Origin of the sequence: Streptomyces sp. TP-A0874, assembly GCF_001748085.1 — a bacterium.
GTDB lineage: Bacteria > Actinomycetota > Actinomycetes > Streptomycetales > Streptomycetaceae > Streptomyces.
The window spans coordinates 566,628-589,157 of record NZ_BBZK01000004.1 but is presented as its reverse complement, the minus strand read 5'-3'; the positions used below and the strand labels follow the sequence as shown (position 1 = coordinate 589,157).

The 22,530-nt window shown below is 72.7% G+C and carries 19 protein-coding genes and 1 pseudogene; 9 read left to right on the top strand and 11 right to left on the bottom strand.

Annotation, left to right across the window (positions count from 1 at the left end; genetic code table 11):
- Positions 1 to 146 precede the first annotated feature (146 nt).
- The 5 genes from BGP73_RS06680 to BGP73_RS06660 form a co-directional block, all read right to left on the bottom strand.
- Positions 147 to 2,276: a 3-hydroxyacyl-CoA dehydrogenase NAD-binding domain-containing protein gene (locus tag BGP73_RS06680; RefSeq protein WP_069812548.1), complete on the bottom strand. Its 2,130-nt coding sequence runs from the start codon at positions 2,274 to 2,276 to the stop codon at positions 147 to 149.
- A complete protein-coding gene (locus BGP73_RS06675) occupies positions 2,273 to 3,490 on the bottom strand; it encodes a thiolase family protein (protein WP_069812546.1) in 1,218 nt (405 codons plus the stop codon). The genes BGP73_RS06680 and BGP73_RS06675 overlap by 4 nt, the downstream gene beginning before the upstream one ends.
- Before the next feature lie 188 nt (positions 3,491 to 3,678).
- Positions 3,679 to 4,953, bottom strand: a complete 1,275-nt coding sequence (locus BGP73_RS06670; RefSeq protein WP_069812544.1) for a ribonuclease D — start codon at positions 4,951 to 4,953, stop codon at positions 3,679 to 3,681.
- A gap of 132 nt (positions 4,954 to 5,085) precedes the next feature.
- Positions 5,086 to 5,748 (bottom strand): helix-turn-helix transcriptional regulator, encoded by a 663-nt coding sequence (locus BGP73_RS06665; protein ID WP_069812542.1) that lies wholly within the window; start codon positions 5,746 to 5,748, stop codon positions 5,086 to 5,088.
- 258 nt (positions 5,749 to 6,006) lie between these two features.
- A complete protein-coding gene (locus tag BGP73_RS06660; RefSeq protein ID WP_069812540.1) occupies positions 6,007 to 6,651 on the bottom strand; it encodes a DUF3000 domain-containing protein in 645 nt (214 codons plus the stop codon).
- A 141-nt stretch (positions 6,652 to 6,792) separates the two neighbouring features.
- Between BGP73_RS06660 and hemE the strand changes: the two genes are divergently transcribed.
- Positions 6,793 to 7,860, top strand: a complete 1,068-nt coding sequence (gene hemE, locus BGP73_RS06655) for a uroporphyrinogen decarboxylase (protein WP_069812538.1) — start codon at positions 6,793 to 6,795, stop codon at positions 7,858 to 7,860.
- A 36-nt stretch (positions 7,861 to 7,896) separates the two neighbouring features.
- Here the strand turns inward: hemE and BGP73_RS06650 are convergent, their stop codons facing one another.
- On the bottom strand, positions 7,897 to 9,093 hold the full coding sequence (locus BGP73_RS06650) for a hypothetical protein (RefSeq protein WP_374701129.1): 1,197 nt from the start codon (positions 9,091 to 9,093) through the stop codon (positions 7,897 to 7,899).
- Between the two features lie 85 nt (positions 9,094 to 9,178).
- Here BGP73_RS06650 and hemG point away from each other — a divergent pair, with 85 nt between their 5' ends.
- From hemG to BGP73_RS06630, 4 genes are all read left to right on the top strand, one after another.
- Positions 9,179 to 10,657, top strand: coding sequence for a protoporphyrinogen oxidase (gene hemG / locus BGP73_RS06645; protein WP_069812535.1), 1,479 nt, complete (start codon positions 9,179 to 9,181; stop codon positions 10,655 to 10,657).
- Positions 10,654 to 11,370 carry a hydrogen peroxide-dependent heme synthase gene (gene hemQ / locus BGP73_RS06640; RefSeq protein ID WP_069812997.1) on the top strand — a complete coding sequence of 239 codons (717 nt, stop codon included), beginning with the start codon at positions 10,654 to 10,656 and terminating at the stop codon, positions 11,368 to 11,370. Before hemG ends, hemQ begins: the two co-directional genes overlap by 4 nt.
- 147 nt (positions 11,371 to 11,517) lie before the next feature.
- Positions 11,518 to 12,384 (top strand): YwqG family protein, encoded by an 867-nt coding sequence (locus BGP73_RS06635; protein WP_069812995.1) that lies wholly within the window; start codon positions 11,518 to 11,520, stop codon positions 12,382 to 12,384.
- A gap of 105 nt (positions 12,385 to 12,489) precedes the next feature.
- Complete coding sequence (locus BGP73_RS06630) at positions 12,490 to 13,167, top strand: AIM24 family protein (RefSeq protein ID WP_069812532.1); 678 nt, start codon at positions 12,490 to 12,492, stop codon at positions 13,165 to 13,167.
- A gap of 147 nt (positions 13,168 to 13,314) precedes the next feature.
- Here the strand turns inward: BGP73_RS06630 and BGP73_RS06625 are convergent, their stop codons facing one another.
- From BGP73_RS06625 to zapE, 4 genes and pseudogenes are all read right to left on the bottom strand, one after another.
- On the bottom strand, positions 13,315 to 14,682 hold the full coding sequence (locus BGP73_RS06625; protein ID WP_069812530.1) for an alkaline phosphatase PhoX: 1,368 nt from the start codon (positions 14,680 to 14,682) through the stop codon (positions 13,315 to 13,317).
- Positions 14,683 to 14,945: 263 nt separating this feature from the next.
- Positions 14,946 to 15,245 (bottom strand): annotated as a pseudogene (locus tag BGP73_RS06620) (phenylalanine--tRNA ligase beta subunit-related protein); the annotation flags it as partial.
- 104 nt (positions 15,246 to 15,349) lie between these two features.
- Positions 15,350 to 15,997 carry an FMN-binding negative transcriptional regulator gene (locus BGP73_RS06615; protein ID WP_069812528.1) on the bottom strand — a complete coding sequence of 216 codons (648 nt, stop codon included), beginning with the start codon at positions 15,995 to 15,997 and terminating at the stop codon, positions 15,350 to 15,352.
- A 44-nt stretch (positions 15,998 to 16,041) separates the two neighbouring features.
- On the bottom strand, positions 16,042 to 17,052 hold the full coding sequence (gene zapE / locus BGP73_RS06610) for a cell division protein ZapE (protein ID WP_079127256.1): 1,011 nt from the start codon (positions 17,050 to 17,052) through the stop codon (positions 16,042 to 16,044).
- A 206-nt stretch (positions 17,053 to 17,258) separates the two neighbouring features.
- Here zapE and BGP73_RS06605 point away from each other — a divergent pair, with 206 nt between their 5' ends.
- From BGP73_RS06605 to msrB, 4 genes are all read left to right on the top strand, one after another.
- Positions 17,259 to 18,095: a pyrimidine reductase family protein gene (locus BGP73_RS06605; RefSeq protein WP_069812526.1), complete on the top strand. Its 837-nt coding sequence runs from the start codon at positions 17,259 to 17,261 to the stop codon at positions 18,093 to 18,095.
- A 134-nt stretch (positions 18,096 to 18,229) separates the two neighbouring features.
- Positions 18,230 to 18,697: an indole-3-glycerol phosphate synthase gene (locus BGP73_RS06600; RefSeq protein ID WP_069812524.1), complete on the top strand. Its 468-nt coding sequence runs from the start codon at positions 18,230 to 18,232 to the stop codon at positions 18,695 to 18,697.
- A gap of 78 nt (positions 18,698 to 18,775) precedes the next feature.
- Positions 18,776 to 20,209, top strand: coding sequence for a UDP-N-acetylmuramate--L-alanine ligase (gene murC / locus BGP73_RS06595; RefSeq protein WP_069812523.1), 1,434 nt, complete (start codon positions 18,776 to 18,778; stop codon positions 20,207 to 20,209).
- Positions 20,199 to 20,606 carry a peptide-methionine (R)-S-oxide reductase MsrB gene (msrB, locus tag BGP73_RS06590; protein WP_069812521.1) on the top strand — a complete coding sequence of 136 codons (408 nt, stop codon included), beginning with the start codon at positions 20,199 to 20,201 and terminating at the stop codon, positions 20,604 to 20,606. The genes murC and msrB overlap by 11 nt, the downstream gene beginning before the upstream one ends.
- Positions 20,607 to 20,728: 122 nt before the next feature.
- On the opposite strand, the gene treZ is transcribed toward msrB, so the two are convergent.
- On the bottom strand, positions 20,729 to 22,483 hold the full coding sequence (gene treZ, locus BGP73_RS06585; protein WP_069812991.1) for a malto-oligosyltrehalose trehalohydrolase: 1,755 nt from the start codon (positions 22,481 to 22,483) through the stop codon (positions 20,729 to 20,731).
- Positions 22,484 to 22,530 lie beyond the last annotated feature (47 nt).

Sequence of the window (22,530 nt, the reverse complement as noted above, 5' to 3'; positions counted from 1 at the left end):
GGGGATGAAGCCGCCGCCTCCCCGATGACCACAGCCAGCGGGTGGGGCAGCGAAAGACAGCCCCTGCCACTTCGGCCGCCGCGCCGGGAACGACGCGGCGGGGCCGTCCGCCGGAGCGGACGACCCCGCCGTGGGGCAGCGTGTCGTCAGCTCGGGACGCTCGCCACGCCCGGGGCCAGGAACCGCTCGCCGTTCACCCGCTCGGAGACCCCCTCGCGGTCCAGGTACGGCGTGACACCGCCCAGGTGGAACGGCCAGCCGGCGCCGGTGATCAGGCACAGGTCGACGTCCTGCGCCTCGGCGACGACACCCTCCCGCAGCATCAGACCGATCTCCTCGGCCACCGCCTCCAGCACTCGGGCCCGGACCTGCTCCTCGTCGAGGGCCACGTCGCCCTGCTTGAGCAGCGCGGCGATCTCCGGGTCCAGCTCAGGCTTCCCGGAGTCGTGGAGGTAGAAGCCGCGCTTTCCGGCCTTGACCACGGCGGCCAGGTTCTCCGAGACCTTGAAGCGGTCCGGGAAGGCGCGGTGCAGCGTCTCCGACACGTGCAGACCGATGGCCGGGCCCACCAGCTCCAGCAGCGCCAGCGGCGAGAGCGGCAGCCCCAGCGGCTCGATGGCCCGCTCGGCGACCTCCACGTCGGTGCCCTCGTCGATGACGTTCTGCACCTCGCCCATGAACCGGGTGAGGATCCGGTTCACCACGAACGCCGGAGCGTCCTTGCAGAGCACCGCCGTCTTCTTCAGCTTCTTGGCCACCTGGAAGGCGGTGGCCAGTGAGGCGTCGTCGGTCCGCTCGCCACGGGCGATCTCCAGCAGCGGCAGGATCGCAACCGGGTTGAAGAAGTGGAAGCCCACCACCCGCTCGGGGTGGGTCAGCTTCGAAGCCATCTCGGTGACGGAGAGCGAGGAGGTGTTGGTGGCCAGGACGGCGTGCGGCGGGGCCACCGCCTCGACCTCGGCGAACACCTGCTGCTTGACGCTCATCTCCTCGAAGACGGCCTCGATGACGAAGTCCGCGTCGCCGAAGGAGGCGGCCTTGTCGAGGGAGCCGGTCACCGCGGCCTTGAGGCGGTTGGCCTTGTCCTGGTTGAGACGCCCCCTCAGCAGCAGCTTGTCGATCTCCTCGTGGACGTACGCCACGCCCTTGTCGACACGCTCCTGGTCGACGTCGGTGAGGACCACGGGGACCTCCAGCCGGCGGGCGAAGAGCAGCGCCAGCTGGGAGGCCATCAGTCCGGCACCGACCACGCCCACCTTGGACACCGGCCTGGCCAGGGACTTGTCCGGGGCGCCGACCGGCCGCTTGGCGCGCTTCTGCACGAGGTTGAAGGAGTAGATTCCGCTGCGCAGCTCGTCGCTCATGATCAGGTCGGCCAGCGCCCGGTCCTCGGCGTCGAAACCGGCCTGGCGGTCGCCGTCCCGCGCGGAGTCGATGAGGTCGAGCGCGCGGTAGGCGGCCGGGGCCGCGCCGTGCAGCTTGCCGTCCGCGATCGCCCTGCCCCGGGCGATCGCCTGGTCCCAGCCCTCGCCCCGGTCGACCTCCGGGCGTACCACCTCGAGCTCGCCGCCCAGCACCGAGGCGGTCCACCGCAGCGACTGCTGCAGGAAGTCCGCACCGTCGAAGATGGCGTCCGCGATGCCGAGTTCGTGGACCTTGGCACCCTTCAGCTGCCGGTTCTGGTTGAGCGAGTTCTCGATGATGACGGTGACCGCCCGGTCGGCGCCGATCAGGTTCGGCAGCAGGGTGCAGCCGCCCCAGCCCGGCACGAGACCGAGGAAGACCTCGGGGAGGGAGAAGGCCGGCAGTGCGGCGGAGACGGTCCGGTAGGAGCAGTGCAGGCCGACCTCGACGCCACCGCCCATCGCCGCGCCGTTGTAGTAGGCGAAGCTCGGAACGGCGAGTGTGGAGAGCCGCTTGAAGACGTCGTGGCCGCCCCGGCCGATGGCGAGCGCGTCCTCGTGCCGCTTCAGCAGCTCCACGCCCTTGAGGTCGGCGCCGACGGCGAAGATGAACGGCTTGCCGGTGATCCCGACGCCGACGATCTCACCGGCCGCGGCCTCCGCCTCCACCTGGTCGATCGCCGCGTCCAGGCGGGCCAGCGACTGCGGGCCGAAGGTGGTGGGCTTGGTGTGGTCCAGGCCGTTGTCCAGGGTGATCAGGGCGAAGCGTCCGGCGCCGCCCGGCAGGTCGAGGTGGCGGACGTGGGCGTCCGTCACCACCTCGTCCGGAAACAGCTCGGCCGCTACCTTGAGAAGCTCTGCGGTGGTGCTCACTTGTCCCCCTCGAAGTGCGGGTTCTCCCAGATCACGGTGGCGCCCATGCCGAAGCCCACGCACATGGTCGTCAGACCGTAGCGGACCTCCGGCTGCTGCTCGAACTGGCGGGCCAGCTGGGTCATCAGCCGGACGCCGGAGGAGGCCAGCGGGTGTCCGAAGGCGATGGCACCGCCGTACTGGTTGACTCGCGGGTCGTCGTCCGCGATGCCGTAGTGGTCCAGGAGGGCCAGCACCTGGACGGCGAAGGCCTCGTTGATCTCGAGCAGTCCGATCTCGGACATCGACAGGCCTGCCTTGGCCAACGCCTTCTCGGTGGCCGGCACCGGTCCGACGCCCATCACCTCCGGCTCGACCCCGGCGAAGGCGTAGGAGACCAGCCGCATCTTGACCGGCAGGCCGAGTTCCGCGGCCACGTCCTCGGCGGCGAGCAGGGAGGCGGTCGCGCCGTCGTTGAGCCCCGCGGCGTTGCCGGCCGTCACCCGGCCGTGGGGGCGGAACGGCGTCTTGAGCGAGGCCAGCTTCTCCAGCGTGGTCTCCGGACGCATGGGCTCGTCGACCGTGGCCAGGCCCCAGCCCGTCTCGCCCGCGTCGGCGTCGGTGCGGCGCACCGCCACCGGGACCAGGTCGGCCTGGATGGCGCCGTCGGCGTAGGCCTTGGCGGCCTTCTCCTGGCTGCGGACCGCGTACTCGTCGGCGCGCTGCTTGCTGATGCCGGGGAAGCGGTCGTGCAGGTTCTCCGCGGTCATGCCCATGAAGAGGGCGGACTCGTCGACCAGCTTCTCCGAGACGAAGCGTGGGTTGGGGTCGACGCCCTCACCCATCGGGTGGCGCCCCATGTGCTCGACGCCGCCGGCGACCACCACGTCGTAAGCGCCCAGGGCGATCCCGCCGGCCGTCGTGGTGACGGCGGTCATCGCACCGGCGCACATCCGGTCGATGGAGTAGCCGGGCACCGACTGGGGCAGCCCGGCGAGGATGGCCGCGGTGCGGCCCAAGGTCAGGCCCTGGTCGCCGATCTGGGTGGTGGCGGCGAGGGCGACCTCGTCGACGCGCTCCGGGGGCAGCTGCGGGTTCCTGCGCAGCAGCTCCCGGATGCAGTTGACGACCAGGTCGTCGGCGCGAGTCTCGTGGTAGATGCCCTTCGGGCCCGCCTTGCCGAACGGTGTGCGGACACCGTCGACGAAGACGACGTCCCTAGCGGTACGAGGCACTTTGGCTCTCCTCTAGATGCGTGACGGGCGCCGCGCCGGTGCCTGCGGGCCCGGACGGGCGCCCTGACAGGCGGCGGGCTGCCGAGTAGGCGGCTTCGACCGCCATGCTACTTATGAGTAACCAAGCTGCCCAGCCCCGGTATCGCAAGCGGCGCACATCACACCCGGAACCCCGGAGGCGACCTCCCTCAGACCTCGGTGGCCGCCATGGCGCCGGTCAGCGCGGTGACGGTCAGCTCGATCTGCCACGGCCGGGCACCCAGGCCGGCCAGCACGGCGGCGACCGCGTCCACCGTCGGCTCCGCGGGGGGATCCCAGCAGAGCCTGCGGACCGTGTCAGGCGTGATCAGGTTCTCCTGCGGCAGGTTCAGCTCCTCGGCCAGGGAGCTCACCGCGGCCCGTGCCGCCGCCAGCCGCGCCGCGGCCTCCGGTGACCGGTCCGCCCAGGAGCGCGGGGGCGGCGGACCGGTCACCGGCTGGCCCAGGGGCGGCAGCTCACTCTCCGGGAGCCCGCGCGCCCGGTCCACCGCCGACTGCCACTGCTCCAGCTGCTTGCGGCCCATCCGCGGCCCGAAACCCGGGAGACCGGCCAGCTGCCGCACGTCGGTCGGCTGGGTGAGCGCCGCCTCCACGATCGCGGCGTCCCCGATCACCTTGCCCGGCGAGACGTCGCGCCGCTGCGCGATCCGGTCCCGGGTGGTCCAGAGCTCCCGCACCACGGCCAGCTGACGGCGTCGGCGCACCTTGTGCATGCCCGAGGTGCGCCGCCAGGGGTCCTTCCGCGGGGGCGCGGGGGGAGCGGAGGCGATGGCCGCGAACTCCTCGAGGGCCCAGGACAGCTTTCCCTGCCGCCGGAGCTCCTGCTCCAGCTCGTCGCGGAGCTCCACGAGCAACTCCACATCGAGCGCGGCGTAACGCAGCCACGGCTCGGGGAGGGGGCGGGTGGACCAGTCGACGGCCGAGTGGCTCTTCTCCAGCGTGTAGCCGAGGACCTGCTCGACCATGGCGCCGAGGCCGACCCGGGGGAAACCGGCCAGCCGCCCGGCCAGCTCGGTGTCGAAGAGCCCGGTGGGCCGCATCCCTATGTCCCGGAGGCAGGGGAGGTCCTGGGTGGCGGCGTGCAGCACCCACTCGGTGTCGGCGAGGGCCGAGCCCAGCCCGGAGAGGTCCGGGCAGCCCACCGGGTCGATCAGTGCGGTGCCCGCGCCCTCGCGGCGGAGCTGGACGAGGTAGGCACGCTGGCCGTAGCGGTAACCGGAGGCGCGCTCGGCGTCCACGGCGACCGGCCCGGTGCCCGCGGAGAACGCCCGCACCACCTCGGCCAGCGCCTCGGGCGTCGAGGTCACGGGGGGAACACCTTGCTCCGGCTCCAGCAGGGGGACCGGCGCGGGACGGACGTCGGGAGGGCCGCCCTCGGACGGCTGCGTGGTCTGGTCTGCTGCGCTGTCTTCGACGTCGGTCACCGGTCAAGGGTATCGGGGGATGACCGGAGCCCGTCGACGGAAGGTTCCCTCGACGGGCTCTCAGGATCGTTGGGCCGGGCGGGTCCGCCGGCCGGCGCCGCGACCGGGTGCGCGGCGCCGAGCGCCCGGTCGTCAGTGGATGATGCCGGTCCGCAGGGCGACGGCGACCATTCCGGCGCGGTCGCCGGTGCCCAGCTTCCTGGCGATGCGGGCGAGGTGGCTCTTGACGGTGAGGGCGGAGAGCCCCATCGAGACACCGATCGCCTTGTTGGACTGGCCCTCGGCCACCAGGCGCAGTACCTCGACCTCGCGGCCGGACAGTTCCCGGTAGCCGCCCGGGTGGCCGGAGGCCCCCGGTGGCCGGCGCTGCATCCGGGCGGCGGCCGAGCCGACGGGCATGGCGCCGGGCCGCCCGGACATACCGATGTTGGTACGGGTACCGGTGACGACGTAGCCCTTGACGCCGCCGGCCAGCGCGTTGCGGACGGCGCCGATGTCGTCGGCGGCCGAGAGCGCCAGGCCGTTGGGCCAGCCGGCCGCCCGGGTCTCGGAGAGCAGGGTCAGGCCGGAGCCGTCGGGAAGATGGACATCGGCCACGCAGATGTCGCGCGGGTTGGCGATCCGAGGGCGGGCCTCGGCGATGGAGGACGCCTCGATGACATCGCGGACGCCGAGCGCCCACATGTGACGGGTGACGGTGGAGCGGACACGGGGATCGGCGACGACGACCATGGCCGTCGGCTTGTTCGGGCGATAGGCGACCAGGCTTGCGGGCTGCTCGAGAAGAACGGACACCAGGCCTCCTGGGGGAGTGGCGACGATGGGTTCGACCTAGGGAGGGCGTCAGCCGATCCCTACGGGAAGGGTCATGAGATCCTTCGGCAGCAAACCCGGACAGCTTTAGTAAATGATCACGAATTGGTGAGAGCATTTCGGGCAATTCGGACGGTTGATCGATCATTGAACCATCCGGGAGTCGCGCCGGAAGTGCCTTCGGGCACGGTGCGGCGGGGCCCGGCGAGGGCCGAGGAGAGGTGTTCTACCCGCAGTCGGTCAGCAGGACTCCGGATCACGGCGCTGCGGCAGGCACACCACCGACGCGTCGCCCGGGGTGGCCGGCGGCAGCCCGGCGATCTGGCACAGCAGCTCGCCCCAGGCGGCCAGGTGGGCGCCGGCGTCCTGGACGCCGCCGCGGCCCTCCCGCGGCGTCCAGGACGCCCGGATCTCGATCTGGGTGGCGGGAGCCCGGTTCGCCAGCCCGCCGAAGTAGTGCGAGCCCGCCAGCGTGACGGTGCCGCTCGGCTCCCCGTACTCCACACCGCGGGCTTCGAAGGCGCCGGTCAGCCAGCTCCAGCAGACCTCCGGAAGGAGCGGGTCGGCCGCCATCTCGGGCTCGAGTTCCGCCCGTACCAGGGTCACCAGCCGGAAGGTGCCGTGCCAGGCGTCGTGGCCGGCCGGATCGTGCAGCAGCACCAGCCGGCCGTCCGCCAACTCCGCGCCGCCCTGGACCACGGTCGCCTCCAAGGCGTAGGCGTACGGAGCCAGCCGCTGCGGGGGGCGCGCCGTCTCGATCTCCAGCTCCGGCCGCGGTCGGGAGGCGCGTAGGGCTTCGACCGCCTGCCGGAAGGGGGACGGAGTGCCGTCGTCCCCCTGCGTGCCGTCCGCGTCGTCCGATAGGTGTTCCTGAGCCGCAGCCATGCCGGGAAGACTAGGCGGAAGGGCCAGCCGTGCCGCGGAGGACACCCTGGTGTCGTGCCGGGGTCCGACGGGTGGGCTGAAAACCGGCGTTGCGGCACGGCCGGCGGCCGGCCGAAACCGGTCGCGTGGGAGGATCGGGGCGTGAGTGCCATCAACCGCCCGACGGGCCACCAGACCAGCGCGACAGTCGACTCGGCCTTCCTCAAGGCATGCCGCCGTGAGCCGGTGCCGCACACCCCGGTGTGGTTCATGCGGCAGGCCGGCCGCTCGCTTCCGGAGTACCGGAAGGTGCGCGAGGGGATCGCGATGCTCGACTCCTGCATGCGCCCGGACCTCGTCACCGAGATCACCCTGCAGCCCGTCCGCCGCCACAAGGTCGACGCCGCCATCTTCTTCAGCGACATCGTGGTGCCCCTCAAGGCCATCGGCATCGACCTCGACATCAAGCCGGGCATCGGCCCCGTCGTCGAACAGCCGATCCGGAGCCGGGCCGACCTGGACCGGCTGCGGGCGCTGGAGCCGGGGGACGTGGAGTACGTCACCGAGGCGGTCGGCATGCTCACCGCCGAACTGGGTGCCACCCCCCTCGTCGGCTTCGCCGGCGCCCCGTTCACACTCGCCAGCTACCTCATCGAGGGCGGCCCGTCCCGCAACCACGAGCACACCAAGGCGCTCATGTACGGCGATCCGGAGCTCTGGGCAGAGCTGCTGGACCGGCTGGCCGGAATCACCTCGGCGTTCCTGAAGGTGCAGATCGAGGCGGGCGCCTCTGCCGTCCAGCTCTTCGACTCCTGGGCGGGGGCGCTGTCCGTCGCCGACTACCGGCAGTCGGTGCTCCCCGCCTCCGTCAAGGTCTTCGAGGCCGTGGCGGGGTACGGGGTGCCCCGGATCCACTTCGGGGTGGGCACCGGCGAGCTGCTGGGGGCGATGGGCGAAGCGGGCGCGGACGTCGTCGGCGTCGACTGGCGGGTGCCGATGGACGAGGCGGCCCGCCGGGTGGGGCCGGGCCGCGCGCTCCAGGGCAACCTCGACCCTGCCGTGCTGTTCGCCCCCCGGGAGGCGATGGAGCGCAAGGCGCGCACGGTGCTCGACGAGGCCCGGGAGCTGCCCGGGCACATCTTCAACCTCGGGCACGGGGTGCTGCCGACCACCGACCCGGACGCGCTCACCCGGCTCGTCGAGTACGTCCACACCGAGACCGCGGTCTGACGAACCCACCGTGCCCCCCGGCCGCCGCGCCGGGGGTCACGGTGGGCCGCTGCCCAACAGGGTGAACGCGCCGTAGCCGCCGGAGGCGACGGCCGCCACCAGGCACACCGCCGCGGAGCGGGTCGGGCGCAACCGCGCCAGTGCCAGGGCGGCGGGCAGCAGCAGGGTGAAGGCGGGCATCATCAATCGGGGCCGGGAGCCGAAGTAGCCGGAGCCCACCAGCGAGACCACCACGATCACCACCCCGTACACCAGCAGCGGCAGCGGCTGCCGCTGCCGGACGCAGAGCACGACCAGCCAGCCGACCAGCGCCAACGCCGCGCACAGCCCCAACCCGGCCGGCCAGTGGGCGCGGAGGTTCTCCCAGACGAAGGCGGCCAGCGCCACTCCGCCGTCGAAACCGTTCCCCCACTGGGCCTGTACTTCGAAGTAGCCCCAGGGCCGGCCGGTGCGGACCGCGACGTAGAGGACGTAGGACAGCCAGCCCAGGGGAGCCAGCAGGACACCGGCCAGCATCCGGGGCCGCCGGCGGAGCAGTTCGCCGGCGGGTGTTCCGCGGCGCAGCTCGCCCAGCCAGTGGGCCCCCGCCGTCACCACCAGCGCTGCCACGAGCGCCGCCGCGGACGGCCTGGAGAGCCCGGCCAGCACCGCCAGAGCGCCGGCCGTGACCCAGCGCTCGGTGAGCACCGCGTACAGCGCCCAGGCGGCCAGCGCGGTGAACAGCGTCTCGGTGTAGGCCATCGACTGCACGAAGGCCGTCGGGTGGGCGCCCCAGAGCGCCGCGAGCAGCACCCCGACCCGGGGTCCACCGATCCGCGCGCCGACCGCGAAGATCCCCGCGGCGGCGGCGAGCGAGGCCAGCCAGCCGACCAGCAGGCCGGCGTCGGCCGCGGCGAGCGGGCCGAGCGCCGCCAGCCCGCGCTCCAACGCGGGCAGCAGGGGGAAGAAGGCCAGGCTGGAGTGGACGCCCCCGTCCGGCAGCACCACCTCGAACCCGTAGCCCTGCTCCGCCACCCTGACGTACCACACCGAGTCCCAGCGCCGGGTCAGCAGGTGGTGGGCGTCCGCACCCTCGGCCGCCGCCGCGACCCAGAGGATCGCCAACCCGACCAGCCGCACCGCCGCGTAGGCGAGGAGCGCGGGTGCGGCCGTCCGCAGCCACCCGGCCACACGTTCGGAACGGGAGGCCAGCGGGGCGGGGGAGACATCGAGGATTTCGGGCACGGTGGTGATTATCCGGGCCGACTGGGCCGCTCGCGGCGCCGGGGGAGGGGAGCGCGCCCAGGGCCCGCGGAGGGCGGTCTGAGAGAGTAGGGGTATGAGCGGCACGGACTTCCCAGCAGGCAGCCACGTCGTCGTCGTGGGCGGCGGGATCTCGGGACTCGCGGCGGCCCACCGGCTGCTCGGCCAGGGCGTGGACGTCACCCTGCTGGAGGCTTCGGAACGGCTCGGCGGCAAACTGCGGGCCGGGGAGATCGCGGGGGTGCCGGTGGACCTCGGCGCCGAGTCCATCCTCGCCCGGCGGCCCGAAGGCGTACGACTGGCCCGCGAGGTCGGGCTCTCCGACCGCCTGCGCACCCCCGCCACCACCAGCGCGGCCCTGTGGAGCCGCGGCCGGCTGCGGCCGATGCCCAGAGGCCATGTCATGGGGGTGCCGGGAGACCTCGCTCCGCTGGCCGCCTCCGGGGTGGTCTCCCCGGCCGGACTCGAGCGTATCGAGCAGGAGGGGCGGCTGCCGGCCACCCCGGTCGGCGAGGACGTCGCCGTCGGTGAGTACCTCGCCGAGCGCCTCGGCCGAGAGGTCGTGGACCGCCTCGTCGAACCGCTGCTCGGCGGCGTCTACGCCGGTGACGCCTACCGGATCTCCATGCGGGCGGCGGTGCCCCAGCTCTACGAGATCGCACGCCGGGAGGGTTCGCTGACCGAGGGGGTGCGCGCACTCCAGGCGGAGGCGGCGGGCAAGGCCGGCGGACCGGTGTTCCAGGGCATCGAGGGGGGCGTGGGCCGACTCCCGCTCGCGGTCGCGGAGGCCTGCCGCGCGGCCGGCGGAAGGATCGAGACCAGCTCACCGGTGCGGGTGTTGCGCCGCGAGGGCCGGGGCTGGCGGATCGTGACCGATCACCTCGCCTCCGCCGCGCGGCCGGAGGCCGCGGCGGGACGCCGCGAGCTGCACGCCGACGCCGTGGTGCTCGCGGTGCCCGCCCCGGTGGCCGCGGGGCTGCTCGCCCACGAGTCCCCGGCCGCCGCGGCCGGGCTCGGTGAGGTCGAGTACGCCTCGATGGCGCTGATCACCATGGCCTTCCGGGACGCCGAGGTGGCCGGGCTGCCGGAGGGCAGCGGGTTCCTGGTGCCGCCGGTGGAGGGCCGGACCATCAAGGCCGCCACCTTCGCCAGCCGCAAGTGGGGGTGGATCCGGCAGGCCGATCCGGAGACCTTCGTGCTGCGCACCTCGGTCGGCCGGTACGGCGACGAGGCCGACCTCAAGCGGGACGACGCCGAACTCGTGGAGCTGTCGCTGCGTGACCTCGGGGAGGCGGTGGGGCTGGCGGCGCGGCCCGTAGCCACCCTGGTCACCCGTTGGGACGACGGGCTGCCGCAGTACCCGGTCGGCCACCTCGGCCGGGTGGCCGCGATCCGGGAGCTGGTCGCGGACCTGCCGGGTCTGCGGCTGTGCGGGGCGGCGTACGACGGGGTGGGCATCCCGGCGTGCGTCGCCAGCGGCCGGCTGGCCGCGGACCAGGTACTGGCCACCCTGGCGCCGAGTCGGCCAGGTCAGGAGGGAGAATGGACGGCATGACTGCTGATCCTCAGAAGACCCCCAACGCCGGCAAGCGGGCCAAGGACCTCAACGAGGTCATCCGCTACACGCTGTGGTCGGTGTTCCGGCTGCGCGACGTCCTGCCGGCGGACCGGGCCGGTTACGCGGACGAGGTGGACGAGCTGTTCGCCCGACTCGCCGCCGAGGACGTCAAGGTGCGCGGCACCTACGACGTCTCCGGTCTGCGGGCCGATGCCGACCTGATGATCTGGTGGCACGCCGAGAGCTCGGACGCGCTCCAGGAGGCCTACAACCTCTTCCGCCGCACCCGGCTCGGCCGCGGCCTGGAGCCCGTGTGGTCGAACATGGCCCTGCACCGGCCCGCCGAGTTCAACAAGTCCCACATCCCCGCCTTCCTCGCCGACGAGGAGCCGCGGCAGTACGTGAGCGTCTATCCGTTCGTGCGCAGCTACGACTGGTACCTGCTGCCGGACGAGGACCGCCGCCGGATGCTCGCCGACCACGGCAAGATGGCCCGTGGTTTCCCCGATGTCCGGGCCAACACGGTGCCGTCCTTCTCGCTCGGCGACTACGAGTGGATCCTCGCCTTCGAAGCGGACGAACTCCACCGCATCGTGGACCTCATGCGGCATCTGCGCGGGTCCGAGGCGCGGATGCACGTCCGTGAGGAGATCCCGTTCTACACCGGCCGTCGCAAGTCGGTCGCGGAACTGGTCGACGGCCTCGCCTGAGCGACCCTTTCCGGCCGCTCCTGCCATCTCGCCGACAGGAGCGGCCGGCGCCGCGTGCCGCGACCGTGTGCCCAGCGCCGGCCCGACGGGGCCGTCGGCCGCCGGTGCGGAGCGGCGCTGTCAGCGGTCCGGTGCATCATCGGGGAGATGACAGACCGATCCCACGAGACCATGCGCGTACTCGCTCAGCGGCATCTGCCTCCCGATGTCCGGGAGCGTTGGCTCGAACTCCTGCGGCCCACCGCCCGGTTGCTCCCCGCCTCCGGTTCCGACCGGGTCGTCGGCCGACTCGGCGGGCTGCCGAGGTTGCCGGCCGAGGTGGCCTGGCCGGTCTGGGAAGGCCGCGGCCCGCTGACGTTCATCGCCTCGGTGGACTGCGCCCAACTCCCCCTGGACGCCCTGGACATCCGGCTGCCGACCGACGGGACCCTGCTCTTCTTCTGTTTCGACGGCCAGATAGACCAAGGGGCCGCACCGGTGATAGCCGTCGACCGGGACACCTGGCCGGGGGCCCGGGTACTCCATCTGCCCGCCGGCACGGAGTGCGCGGAGCGGCAGCCCCCGCCGCGCCTCAGGGCGGATGTGCGCAGCGTGCCGCTCACCGCCCGGGTCGAGCCGACCGCCGCCTCCGGCGAACACCCGCTGATCCACGAGGCGTTCCTGGCCGGTCTGACGTCAGAGGCGGCGGACGACCATCCGGTGAACTCGGAGGAGTTCGAGGAGGCGGTCTGGGCAGAAGGATGGGGGCCCGGCCACCGGATCGGCGGTCACGCCTGGACGCTGCAGGGACCGGTGGAGATCGAGGCCGCGGCGGGAGTGCTCGGCGCGGAGGTGGCATGGGACTCCCCGGAACTCCTGGACGAGGCCAAGGGCTGGCTGCTGCTCGCCCAGATCGACTGTGAAGAGGCCGAGGGCGTCGTCTGGGACGACACCGGGGCGCTCTACTGGCTGATCCGCCCGGAGGACCTCGCCGCGCGGAGCTTCGACCGCGCGATCTGCACGTTCCAGTGCTGAACCCCACCCCCGGTGCTGCCGCCCGGCCGGCACCGGGCCGCGGGGAGATGAGCGAAGCGGCACCGCACTTGGCAGCGGGCCCCGTCCCAGAGGAGCATGCGTTCCATGCAAAGCGATATCTTCGCCTCCGAGAACATGGTCCAGCCGGCCACGGCCCCCGGCATGACGCTGCAGAACCCGTGGTCGGTCAAGTACGCCGTCAACGGCGAGTGCTACGCCCGGCAGGGCTCGATGGTCGCCTTCCGCGGCAACCTGCAGTTCGAGAGGAAGGGCCAGGGGGTCGGCAACCTGCTGAAGCGGGCCGTCACCGGCGAGGGACTGCCGTTGATGGCGGTCCGGGGCCAGGGGGAGGCATGGTTCGCCCACCAGGCGGCCAACTGCTTCATCGTGGACTTCGGCCCCGGCGACCTCCTCACCGTCAACGGCCGGAACGTACTCTGCTTCGACGCCACGCTCAGCTACCGGATCGAGATGGTGAAGGGCGCCGGAATGGTCGGTGGCGGACTCTTCAACAGCGTCTTCAGCGGCCAGGGCAAGCTGGCGGTGATCTGTGAGGGCAACCCCATCGTCATCCCCGTCTCACCGCAGGCCCCGGTCTTCGTGGACACCGATGCCGTCGTCGGCTGGAGCGCCCAGCTGCACACCTCCCTGCACCGCTCGCAGAGCTTCGGATCGATGCTCCGCAGCGGTTCGGGCGAGGTGGTCCAGCTCAGGCTCGACGGCGAGGGCTTCGTGATCGTCCGGCCCAGCGAGGGACAGCCGGCGGCCACGGCGAGCAGCTGAGGGCGGTCGCGCCGGACGAGACCGGCACCGTCGGCCCGAGCGTTGGGCGGAGGGGAGGCCCGGCCGAACCGGGCCTTCCCTCCGCCGTGCCGAGCCCCCGACTCCGGGTGGTGTTGGCTCGCGGCACGAGCGGCGGCACGGAAGGGCCTAGCGACGCCAGGGGCCGGTCACGGCGAAAGTGGTGCCCGGGGTGTAGCAGTTGACGTACATCGTGTGCCCGTCGGGCGAGAAGGTCACGCCCGCGAACTCGCCCCAGGCGGGCTCCTCCGGGGTGCCGATGTTCTGCCGACCGCGGGCCATCGGATAGACCTCGCCGCGCCTGGTGAGTCCGAAGACGTGCTGCGCCCCTTCGCCGTCCTCGCAGACCATCAGGCCGCCGCTGGGTGCCAGCGCGATGTTGTCGGGCTCCTCGCCGGGGAGCTGTACATCGGTGTCCGGGCCGAAGACGATCACAAGAGTGAGGCTCCGGCGCCTCGGGTCGTACCGCCAGATCTGTCCGTAGTGGTCGGCGGCCGAACCCTCCGCGCTCTTGGCGAAGCTGGAGACGAAGTAGACGCTGCCGCCTCCCCAGTAGCAGCCCTCCAGCTTCTGGGCGTGGGTGATGCCCTTCCGCCCGAAGTCCTGGAAGCGGATCGGAGTCTCCTGGGCGAGCGGATCGGGCACCGGCACCCATTCGATGTGCTCGAATGTGGTGCCGGTCTCCTGGATGGCCGACAGGTCAGGAACGCCGGGAACGCGCATCGCTTCCAGCACACCGCCCGCGTGCAGCGAACCGTGCCCGCCCAGGGGCTTGGCGGGGTGGAACCGGTAGAAGAGTCCGAACGGCTTGTCGAAGGCGTCCTCGGTCTCGTAGACGGTGCCGTTCGCCGGGTCGATCGCGATGGCCTCGTGCTGGAAGCGGCCCATGGCCGTCAGCGGCTCGACGCTGGTCCGCCGAGGGTCCCGCGGATCGACCTCGAAGATGAAGCCATGGTCCTTGGTGTAGCCGTCCTCGCCGGCCCGGAGTTCGGTCTCCTCACAGGTCAGCCAGGTGTTCCAGGGGGTGGGCCCGCCGGCGCAGTTGGTCGAGGTGCCGGCGATCGCGACCCGTTCGTCGAGGACCCGGTCGCCCGGGCCGAGCTCCAGCGCCGTGCAGCCCCCCTTGGCCTCCGGGTCGTACGTCAGCCCGTCGACCACCGGTACGGGGCCGGGAGCGTTCGCCCGGTTCTCGTGGTTCCGGACCAGGTGCACCCGGCCGCGACCGCCCGGAAAGGCCGCCATACCGTCATGGTTGCCGGGGACCGCGCCCTCACCGGAGCGGAGCGGCTCGCCCTCTCTGGAGAGCACCCGGTAGCGGAAGCCGCGGGGCAGGTCGAGCAGGCCGGCAGGGTCCGGGACCAGCGGCCCGTAGCCGCCGCCTCCCAACTCCTGAGCGGCGGCGGTGCCGGAGAACAGCTCCGAGATGGCCCCGGAGAAGGCGATGGCGACACCGGCCGCCCCGGTGCGAGCCAGGACCTCACGTCGGGTCGAGGACATGCGCGATCAACTCCCTGCTGCTGGACAGGAACGTGACCCGCAGTGTGTACCACGCCCCAGGGGCGCTCGGGAACAGCGCCGATGACGTGTCAGGACCTTGGAATCGGGCAGCGCGTGTCCCGGGCGGAGCGGCTCGTCGGCGGGTGCCGGGCCGCCCTGACGGGCCGGGCGGCACGCGGAGCCGTGGACGTACCCCCGGTGCCGCCGTGCTCTCTCGGGGGAAAGGGGGCGGCGGCGCGGCGGTTCCGGGCCGCGGCGGTCGGTCAGAGGATGACTTGCGGGTGGGCCGGGCCGAGGCGGTACCCGGCGGTCCGTTCGGCGTGCGGCCGGAGCAGATCCCGCAGTTCCTCCACCGCGGCCTTGAGGAGGTGGCCGTCACAGGTGGCGTGGAGCGTTTCGAGTACGAAGACGACGTCGGTTGAGTCCTCGGTGACCCGGGTGCGGTGGGCGTCGCGGTGGTTCCAGTGGCGGGTCAGGACACCGGTGGCGTCCGCGTAGACGATCTCGCCGGGCCTGGGGTTCTCGACGGTATCGGGTTCGCCGAGCGGGGTGAACGACTCGGTGGCGACGAGGGAGTCCGGGAAGGCTTCCGCGACGGCCGGGGCGAGTCGGACGATGGGCATGGCGGGGTTCCGTTTCCTGCGTGTCTGAGTGCGGCGACCGCGGGTCAGGGCTTCCAGGGACCGATGCGGTCCAGGCGGCGAAGCTGCTGGCGGGCGGCGGGCACGTCGAAGCCCTGGCCGCGTGCGGTGAGGCGGTCGGCGACGGCGGTGCGGTGTTCGACGGGCTTGTGGTCGTCGTACTTGAACTTTGCCAGCACCTCGGTGACTTCGAGACGCAGCCCCCGGATGCCGGGCAGCATCCGGCCGTAGGGAGGCTGGTCGACGGCGACCGGTGCGTGGTCGCCCTCGGGTTGGAAATGGCTGAGCTGGGAGCGGAGCAGCGCGGCCTTGGCCTCCGGGTCGTCGATGATGTCGGCGCGGCAGGTGAACTGGACGGCCGTGTAGTAGCTGGTGGGGACGCCGTCGTCTGGTGGGGTGCCCGCCTTGGCGCGCCAGGGGCCGGGGATGAAGGCGTAGTCGCCGACCACCGTCAGAAGGACGTTCGGATTGCGCTCGATCGCCTTCCAGACCGGGTTCGGCCGGGCCAGGTGGATCAGGAGGTCGGCGCCGTCCCTGCTGAAGTGGGTGGGGACGCCGCAGGGCGGTTCGCCGGGCAGGCCGTTGACGCTCAGCAGCCCGAAGTCGTGGCCCTCGGCGATCCAGCTCCGCCATTCGGCCTCGTCCAGACTGGCGTCCCAGGGCTGGAGGAACACGCTGGTCTCCTTGGGTAGCGGCGGTCGGCGGACTGCGGGCCTGCTCAGCTCGGGATGTCCCCGGGGTTCGGGGGCTGACCGCCCTGGCCCTCCCGGGTCAGGGCGGTGAGACGTGAGATCGCCCGGAAGTACTTCTTTCGGTAGCCTCCCCGCAGCATCTCCGCACTGAACAGTCGGTCGAACGGTATACCCGAGGCCGTCACCGGTATCTCGCGGTCGTAGAGCCGGTCGGCCAGCACCACCAGCCGCAGGGCGGTGGACTGGTCGGATATCGGGCGGACACCGGTCAGGAACACGGCGCTGAGCCCCTCCGTCAACGCTCCGTAACGGCTCGGGTGGACCGCCGCCAGGTGTTCCAGGAGGGCGGGGAAGTCATCGAGGGAGGCGCCCTCGGTGCGGTGTGCCGCCCGTATCACCTCGTCCGGTGAGCGGGGTGGCGGCGCGGTGGGCAGGCCTCGGTGGCGGTAGTCCTCGCCGTCGATCCGCAGTGGGCGGAAGTGGGCGGCCAGCCCCTGGATCTCACGGAGGAAGTCGGCGGCGGCGAAGCGGCCCTCGCCGAGCCTCCCCGGGAGGGTGTTCGAGGTGGCGGCGAGCGCCACGCCGGCCTCCGCCAGCCTGCCGAGCAGCGAGGAGACCAGCACGGTGTCGCCCGGGTCGTCCAGTTCGAACTCGTCGATGCAGAGCAGTCGGTGGCGGCTCAGGGCGGCCACGGTCTGCTGGAAGCCCAGGGCGCCCGCGAGGTTGGTCAGTTCGACGAAGGTGCCGAAGGCCTTCTCCTCGGCGGCCGCCGGGGCGGCGTGCCACAGGGCCGCCAGCAGATGGGTCTTGCCGACCCCGTAGCCGCCGTCGAGGTAGATCCCGCGCGGCTCCGCCGACCGGGCCGGTTTCCTGCCGAAGAGTCGGCGGCGGCGGTCGGCGGTTCCCCCGCGTATCCCGCCGGCGAAGCGGCCGAGCTGCGCCACCGCCTCCGCCTGGCTGGGCTGCGCGGGGTCCGGGACGTAGGTCTCGAGGCGGGCCGCCCGGAAACGGGGCGGTGGGACGAGCCCCGCGACCATCCGCTCAGCGGGAACGGCGGGCTGCCGGGCGCACAGCGACAGCGGTGCCCCGGCTCGTCGGCGGGCGCCGGCTGTCCGACCGGCCTGGTCGGCGCCGGCAGAGGTTGGGTACGACACGGAATCCCAGGCTAACGCGGACCGCCGGGCGGTGAGGCGGGGAGCGCATCACCCGCCGCCGGGAGTCGGCCGCGTGCCAGACTACGGTCATGCGACGTCTCTACCCGCCAGTGACCGGGACCGCCGCCGAGCGGGAGCTCACCGACCGCGAGTGGGCACTGGACGAACTGGCCGACGCCTACGCCTACCCCACCGTCCCGGCCGGTGACGGCTACCTGCGGGCGAACATGGTCTCCTCGCTAGACGGAGCGGCGCACCACGGCGGCCGCTCCCAGCCGCTGTCCTCACCTGCCGACATGCGGATCTTCGGGGTGCTGCGGGCGCTGGCCGATGTCATCGTGGTCGGTGCCCAGACCGTCCGCCAGGAGGGTTACCGGCCGGCCCGCGCGCGGGAGGCGTTCGCCGACCGGCGCGCGGCGCTGGGCCAGCCCCCGGCACCCGCCATCGCCGTGGTCAGCGCCAGCCTCGACCTGGACTTCTCCCGCCCGCTCTTCACCGAGCCGTTGGTCCCGACCCTGGTGCTGACGGGCGCGGCGGCCATCGCCGAGCACAGGGAGCGGGCCGAGCGCGCTCGGGCGGCCGGCGCCGAGCTGCTGATCGCCGGCGAGGGCCGCGGGGTCGAGCCGGTCGAGGCGGTCCGTGCGCTCGCCGCCCGGGGGCTGACACGGCAGCTGACCGAGGGCGGGCCGCGGCTGCTCGGCCAGTTCGCTGCGGCCAGCACCCTGGACGAGCTCTGCTACTCGGTCGCGCCCATGCTCACCGTCGGGGACGCGCCGAGGATCACGGACGGCCCGAAGGTCGTGGAGCCGGAACGTTTCGCCCCGGTGTCGGTGCTGGAGGAGAGCGGGTTTCTGTTCACCCGCTACCGCCGGATCCGCCAATCACCGGAATTTGCCGTTCCGGTTAGCCCGCAGCAGGCAGACTGAGAGCTGCTCGCCCTTTCGGCCGCCGTGTGGCGGCCGGTCGGGGCGAGGGGTTCCGACCCGCTCGGGTTCCGTGCGGTCGTGGAGCAGGATGGTTTCTTCAGCTCCACGGCCCCGAGAGAAGAAGGGCTCCCGCTGTGTTCACCTCCGTACTCATGATCGAGAAGCCGCTGGTGCCCACGGACGTGGATCTCGTCACCACGCTCCACGGTGATGAGCCGGTCTCCTTCATCGTCCTGTTCCAGCCCCACGGGGACCAGGACCGCCTGCTCAGGGCCCTCGACGACGTGGCGCTCGGCGAGATCGAAGAGGCGGTCAAGGAGGGCGGTGAGCCCGAGGGAGCGGAAGCGCTCCCGGAAGCCGAACGGGCGTTGGCCGACTCGCTGGACTCCCTGCGGGCCGCGGGATGCTCGGCGACCGGGCGGATCGTCGAGCGGAGACCGCTGGACCAGCTCCGCAGCACCGTCGAAGAGAGCAACGCGGACGAGGTGATCGTGCTGACCGCGCCCCGGCTGGTCGAGGAGTTCTTCCACCGGGACTGGACCTCCCGGGCACGGCACCGGGTCGGCGTACCGGTACTCAAGCTGTACGCCCACACCGAATAGGCTGAACAGCGCTCACCGCGGTGCCGCCCGCCCTCGCCGGCGCGGCGGCACCCACCCACCGACCGGGAAGAGAGACGCATGACACCCGCCGTCCCGTCCGCCATGGACCGACCGCACCTCATCGGCATCGGCGGCGCCGGAATGTCGGGCATCGCGAAGATCCTCGCGATGCGCGGCGCACGGGTCGCCGGCAGCGACGCGCGGGAGTCCGCCGGGGCCGAGGCGCTCCGTGCCCAAGGGGTGACGGTGCACATCGGCCACGCCGAGGAGCACCTCGCAGAGGACGCCACCTGTGTGATCGTCTCCAGCGCGATCCGGGAGGACAACCCCGAACTGGTGGCGGCGGAGAAGCGCGGGGTCCCGGTGGTGCACCGGGCCGACGCGCTCGCGGCGCTGATGGAGGGGGCCCGCCCGCTCGCCGTCGCCGGCACGCACGGCAAGACGACGACGACCTCCATGCTCGCCGTCGCCCTGACCACCCTGGGGGTCGAGCCCTCGTACGCGATCGGCGGCGACCTCGACGTACCCGGCTCGAACGCCCTGCACGGCGCCGGGGAGATCTTCGTCGCCGAAGCCGACGAGAGCGACCGGAGCTTCCACAAGTACGCACCCGAGGTCGCGGTCGTGCTCAACGTCGAACTCGACCACCACGCGAACTACGGCTCCATCGAGGAGATCCACGAGTCCTTCGAGACCTTCGTGGACCGGATCCGCCCGGGTGGCACGCTCGTCATCTCCGCCGACCACGAGGGCGCCCGCGAGCTGACCCGCCGACTCGCCGCTCGGGGCGGCGGCCCGAGGACCGTCACCTACGGCGAGGCCGAGGACGCGGACGTCCGCATCTTCAAGATCAACCCGCGCGGGCTGACCAGCGAGGTGACCGTGGTCATCGGTGGTCGGCCGCTCACCTTCACCGTCTCCGTCCCAGGCCGGCACTACGCGGGGAACGCGGTCGCCGCGCTCGCCGCGGGCGTCGCGCTCGGGCTCCCGGTGCACAACCTGGCCTCCGCACTCGGCTCGTACACCGGTGTCCAGCGGCGGCTGCAGCTCAAGGGCGCCGCCGCCGGGGTCCAGGTCATCGACTCCTACGCCCACCACCCCACGGAGATCGCCGCCGATCTGGAGGCGATCCGCTCCGGCGCAGGCGACGGCCGGGTGCTCGTCGTCTTCCAGCCGCACCTCTTCAGCCGCACCCGGGAGCTGGCCGCCGAGATGGGCCGGGCGCTGGCTCTGGCCGACGCCTCGGTCGTCCTCGACATCTACCCGGCCCGGGAGGACCCGATCCCCGGCGTCACCAGCGCTCTGGTCGTCGAGGCGGCCGCCGCGCAGGGCGCCGACGTCCGGCCCGAGCACGCTCGGGAGGCCGTTCCCGAGCTGATCGCGGGAATGGCCGCACCGGGCGACTCCGTTCTCACCATGGGCGCCGGAGACGTGACCGAACTCGGTTCCGCGATCCTGGCCCGACTGGAGAGCCTCGCCGTCGCAGAGAAGAGGTCCGCAGATGCCGTATGACGTGCAGAAGACCGAGGAGCAGTGGCGCAGCGAGCTGTCACCGGCCGAGTACGCGGTGCTCCGCCAGGCCGGCACCGAGCCGCCCTTCTCCGGTGAGTACAACGAGACCAGCGCGCCCGGCGTCTACTGCTGCCGGGCCTGCGGGGCGGAGCTGTTCCGCTCCGACACCAAGTTCGCCTCCCACTGCGGCTGGCCGTCCTTCTACGACCCGAAGGACTCCGACGCGGTCGAGCTGATCGAGGACCGCTCGCACGGCATGGTGCGCACCGAGGTCCGCTGCGCGCGCTGCGGTTCCCACCTGGGGCACGTCTTCGAGGGCGAGGGCTACCCGACACCCACCGACCAGCGGTACTGCATCAACAGCGTCTCGCTGCGGTTGGCGCCGGACGGCGACTGAGCCGCCCCGCTTCGGGCGCCGCCCCGCGTCGACGGCGAGGAGCGGCGGTACGGCCGGGGAAGGGCTCGCCCCCCCCGGCCGTACCGGTGGGCTCCGAGGACCGGTTCACCGGAGTGCCCGGATCACCGGAGGGCCAAGACCACCGCCGACTCCGGGCGGAGACGGACCCGGCCGCCGGCCCGGGAGGGCTCGCAGCCGCCCCAGGCCGCCAGCACGGTCGCGTCCGGGCCTCCGACCGGCACCAGGGAGTCCTGGTCCGCGGCGAAGTTGACCGCCACCCGGAGCCTGCCGCGGCGCACCACCAGCCAGCGCTCCCCGCTCTCCTCCCCGTGGTAGACCTCGACGGCTGCCAGGTCGGGGTCGGCCAGCTCCGGGTGGTCCCGGCGGAGGGCGATCAGCCGCCGGTACCAGGAGAGCAGCCCGGCGTGCGGGGGGCGGGTGGGTTGCTCCCAGTCAAGGCAGGAGCGCTCCCGGCCGGCGGGGTCCTGCGGGTCGGGGACGTCCCCCTCGGCCCAGCCGTGCTCGGCGAACTCCCGGCGCCGACCGTGCCGTACGGCCTCGGCCAGCTCCGGGTCGGTGTGGTCGGTGAAGTACCGCCAGGGCGTGGTCGCCCCCCACTCCTCGCCCATGAACAGCATCGGCGTGTAGGGCGAGGTCAGCACCAGCGCGGCGGCGCAGCCGAGCAGCCCGGGTGAGAGCGCGGCGGAGAGCCGGTCGCCCATGGCCCGGTTGCCGATCTGGTCGTGGTTCTGCGCGTAGACCAGCAGCCGGTGTCCCGGAGAGTGGCGCCGGTCCAGCGGGCTGCCGTGTGCCCGGCCCCGGAAGCTGGAGTGGCCGCCGTCGTGGAAGAAGCCCGCGGTCAGGGTTTTGGCGAGGGCCGAGAGGGGGCGGCGGGCGAAGTCCGCGTAGTAGCCCTGCGCCTCACCGGTGAGAGCGGCGTGCAGTGCGTGATGGAAGTCGTCGTTCCACTGGGCCTGGAGGCCGTGGCCGCCGAGTTCCCGGACGGCGGTGGTGCGTGGGTCGTTCAGGTCGGACTCGGCGATCAGGAACAGCGGTCGACCGAGCGCGGCGGCGAGCGCGTCGACGGCGGTGGACAGCTCGGTCAGGAAGTGCCGGGCGCGGGTGTCGTGCAGGGCGTGGACCGCGTCGAGCCGGAGGCCGTCCAGTCGGTAGTCCCGCAGCCAGGCCAGAGCGCTGTCGAGCAGATAGCGGCGCACCTCGTCCGAGCCCGGGCCGTCCAGGTTGACCGCCTCTCCCCAGGGGGTGCGGTACCGGTCGGTGAAGTACGGGCCGAAAGCCGGCAGATGGTTGCCCGAGGGTCCCAGATGGTTGTGGACGACGTCCAGGACGACACCGAGGCCGTGTCCGTGCGCGGCGTCGACGAAGCGCTGCAGCCCCTCCGGGCCGCCGTAGGGCTCGTGGACCGCCCAGGGCGAGACGCCGTCGTAGCCCCAGCCGTGGCGTCCGGGAAAGGGACAGACCGGCATCAGCTCCAGATGGGTGACGCCCAGCTCCGCCAGGTGGGCGAGGCGCTCGATCGCCGCCTCGAACGTCCCCGCCCGGGTGAAGGTCCCGATGTGCAGCTCGTACAGCACCGCCCCAGGAAGTGCCCTGCCCGGCCAGGCGTTCCGCCAGCGGAAGCGCTCCGGAGCCAGCACCGCGCTCGGGCCGTCCGGGCCGTCCGGCTGGCGGCGGGACCGGGGGTCCGGGCGGACCGGGCCGCCGTCGAGGACGAAGCCGTAGCGGCTGCCCTCCGCGGCCGGGGCCTCGCAGCGCCACCAACCGGCCCGGTCCGGATCGCGCTCCATGGGATGGTCCCGGCCGTCCGTCCGGAGCGCGACCTCCGCCGCGTCCGGCGCCCACACCTCGAACAACACCGGCGGCTCCAACTGCTCGGTCCTCGGTCGTCGCCTCCATGATCGGA

Bases quoted from the DNA above. Each gene is read 5' to 3' on its own strand.
- hemG (WP_069812535.1), top strand. From the start codon at position 9,179: ATGAGCGGCACGGACTTCCCAGCAGGCAGCCACGTCGTCGTCGTGGGC.
- hemQ (WP_069812997.1), top strand. From the start codon at position 10,654: ATGACTGCTGATCCTCAGAAGACCCCCAACGCCGGCAAGCGGGCCAAG.
- BGP73_RS06660 (WP_069812540.1), bottom strand. From the start codon at position 6,651: ATGGCTGCGGCTCAGGAACACCTATCGGACGACGCGGACGGCACGCAG.
- murC (WP_069812523.1), top strand. From the start codon at position 18,776: ATGACACCCGCCGTCCCGTCCGCCATGGACCGACCGCACCTCATCGGC.
- BGP73_RS06635 (WP_069812995.1), top strand. From the start codon at position 11,518: ATGACAGACCGATCCCACGAGACCATGCGCGTACTCGCTCAGCGGCAT.
- BGP73_RS06630 (WP_069812532.1), top strand. From the start codon at position 12,490: ATGCAAAGCGATATCTTCGCCTCCGAGAACATGGTCCAGCCGGCCACG.
- msrB (WP_069812521.1), top strand. From the start codon at position 20,199: ATGCCGTATGACGTGCAGAAGACCGAGGAGCAGTGGCGCAGCGAGCTG.
- BGP73_RS06625 (WP_069812530.1), bottom strand. From the start codon at position 14,682: ATGTCCTCGACCCGACGTGAGGTCCTGGCTCGCACCGGGGCGGCCGGT.
- zapE (WP_079127256.1), bottom strand. From the start codon at position 17,052: ATGGTCGCGGGGCTCGTCCCACCGCCCCGTTTCCGGGCGGCCCGCCTC.
- BGP73_RS06605 (WP_069812526.1), top strand. From the start codon at position 17,259: ATGCGACGTCTCTACCCGCCAGTGACCGGGACCGCCGCCGAGCGGGAG.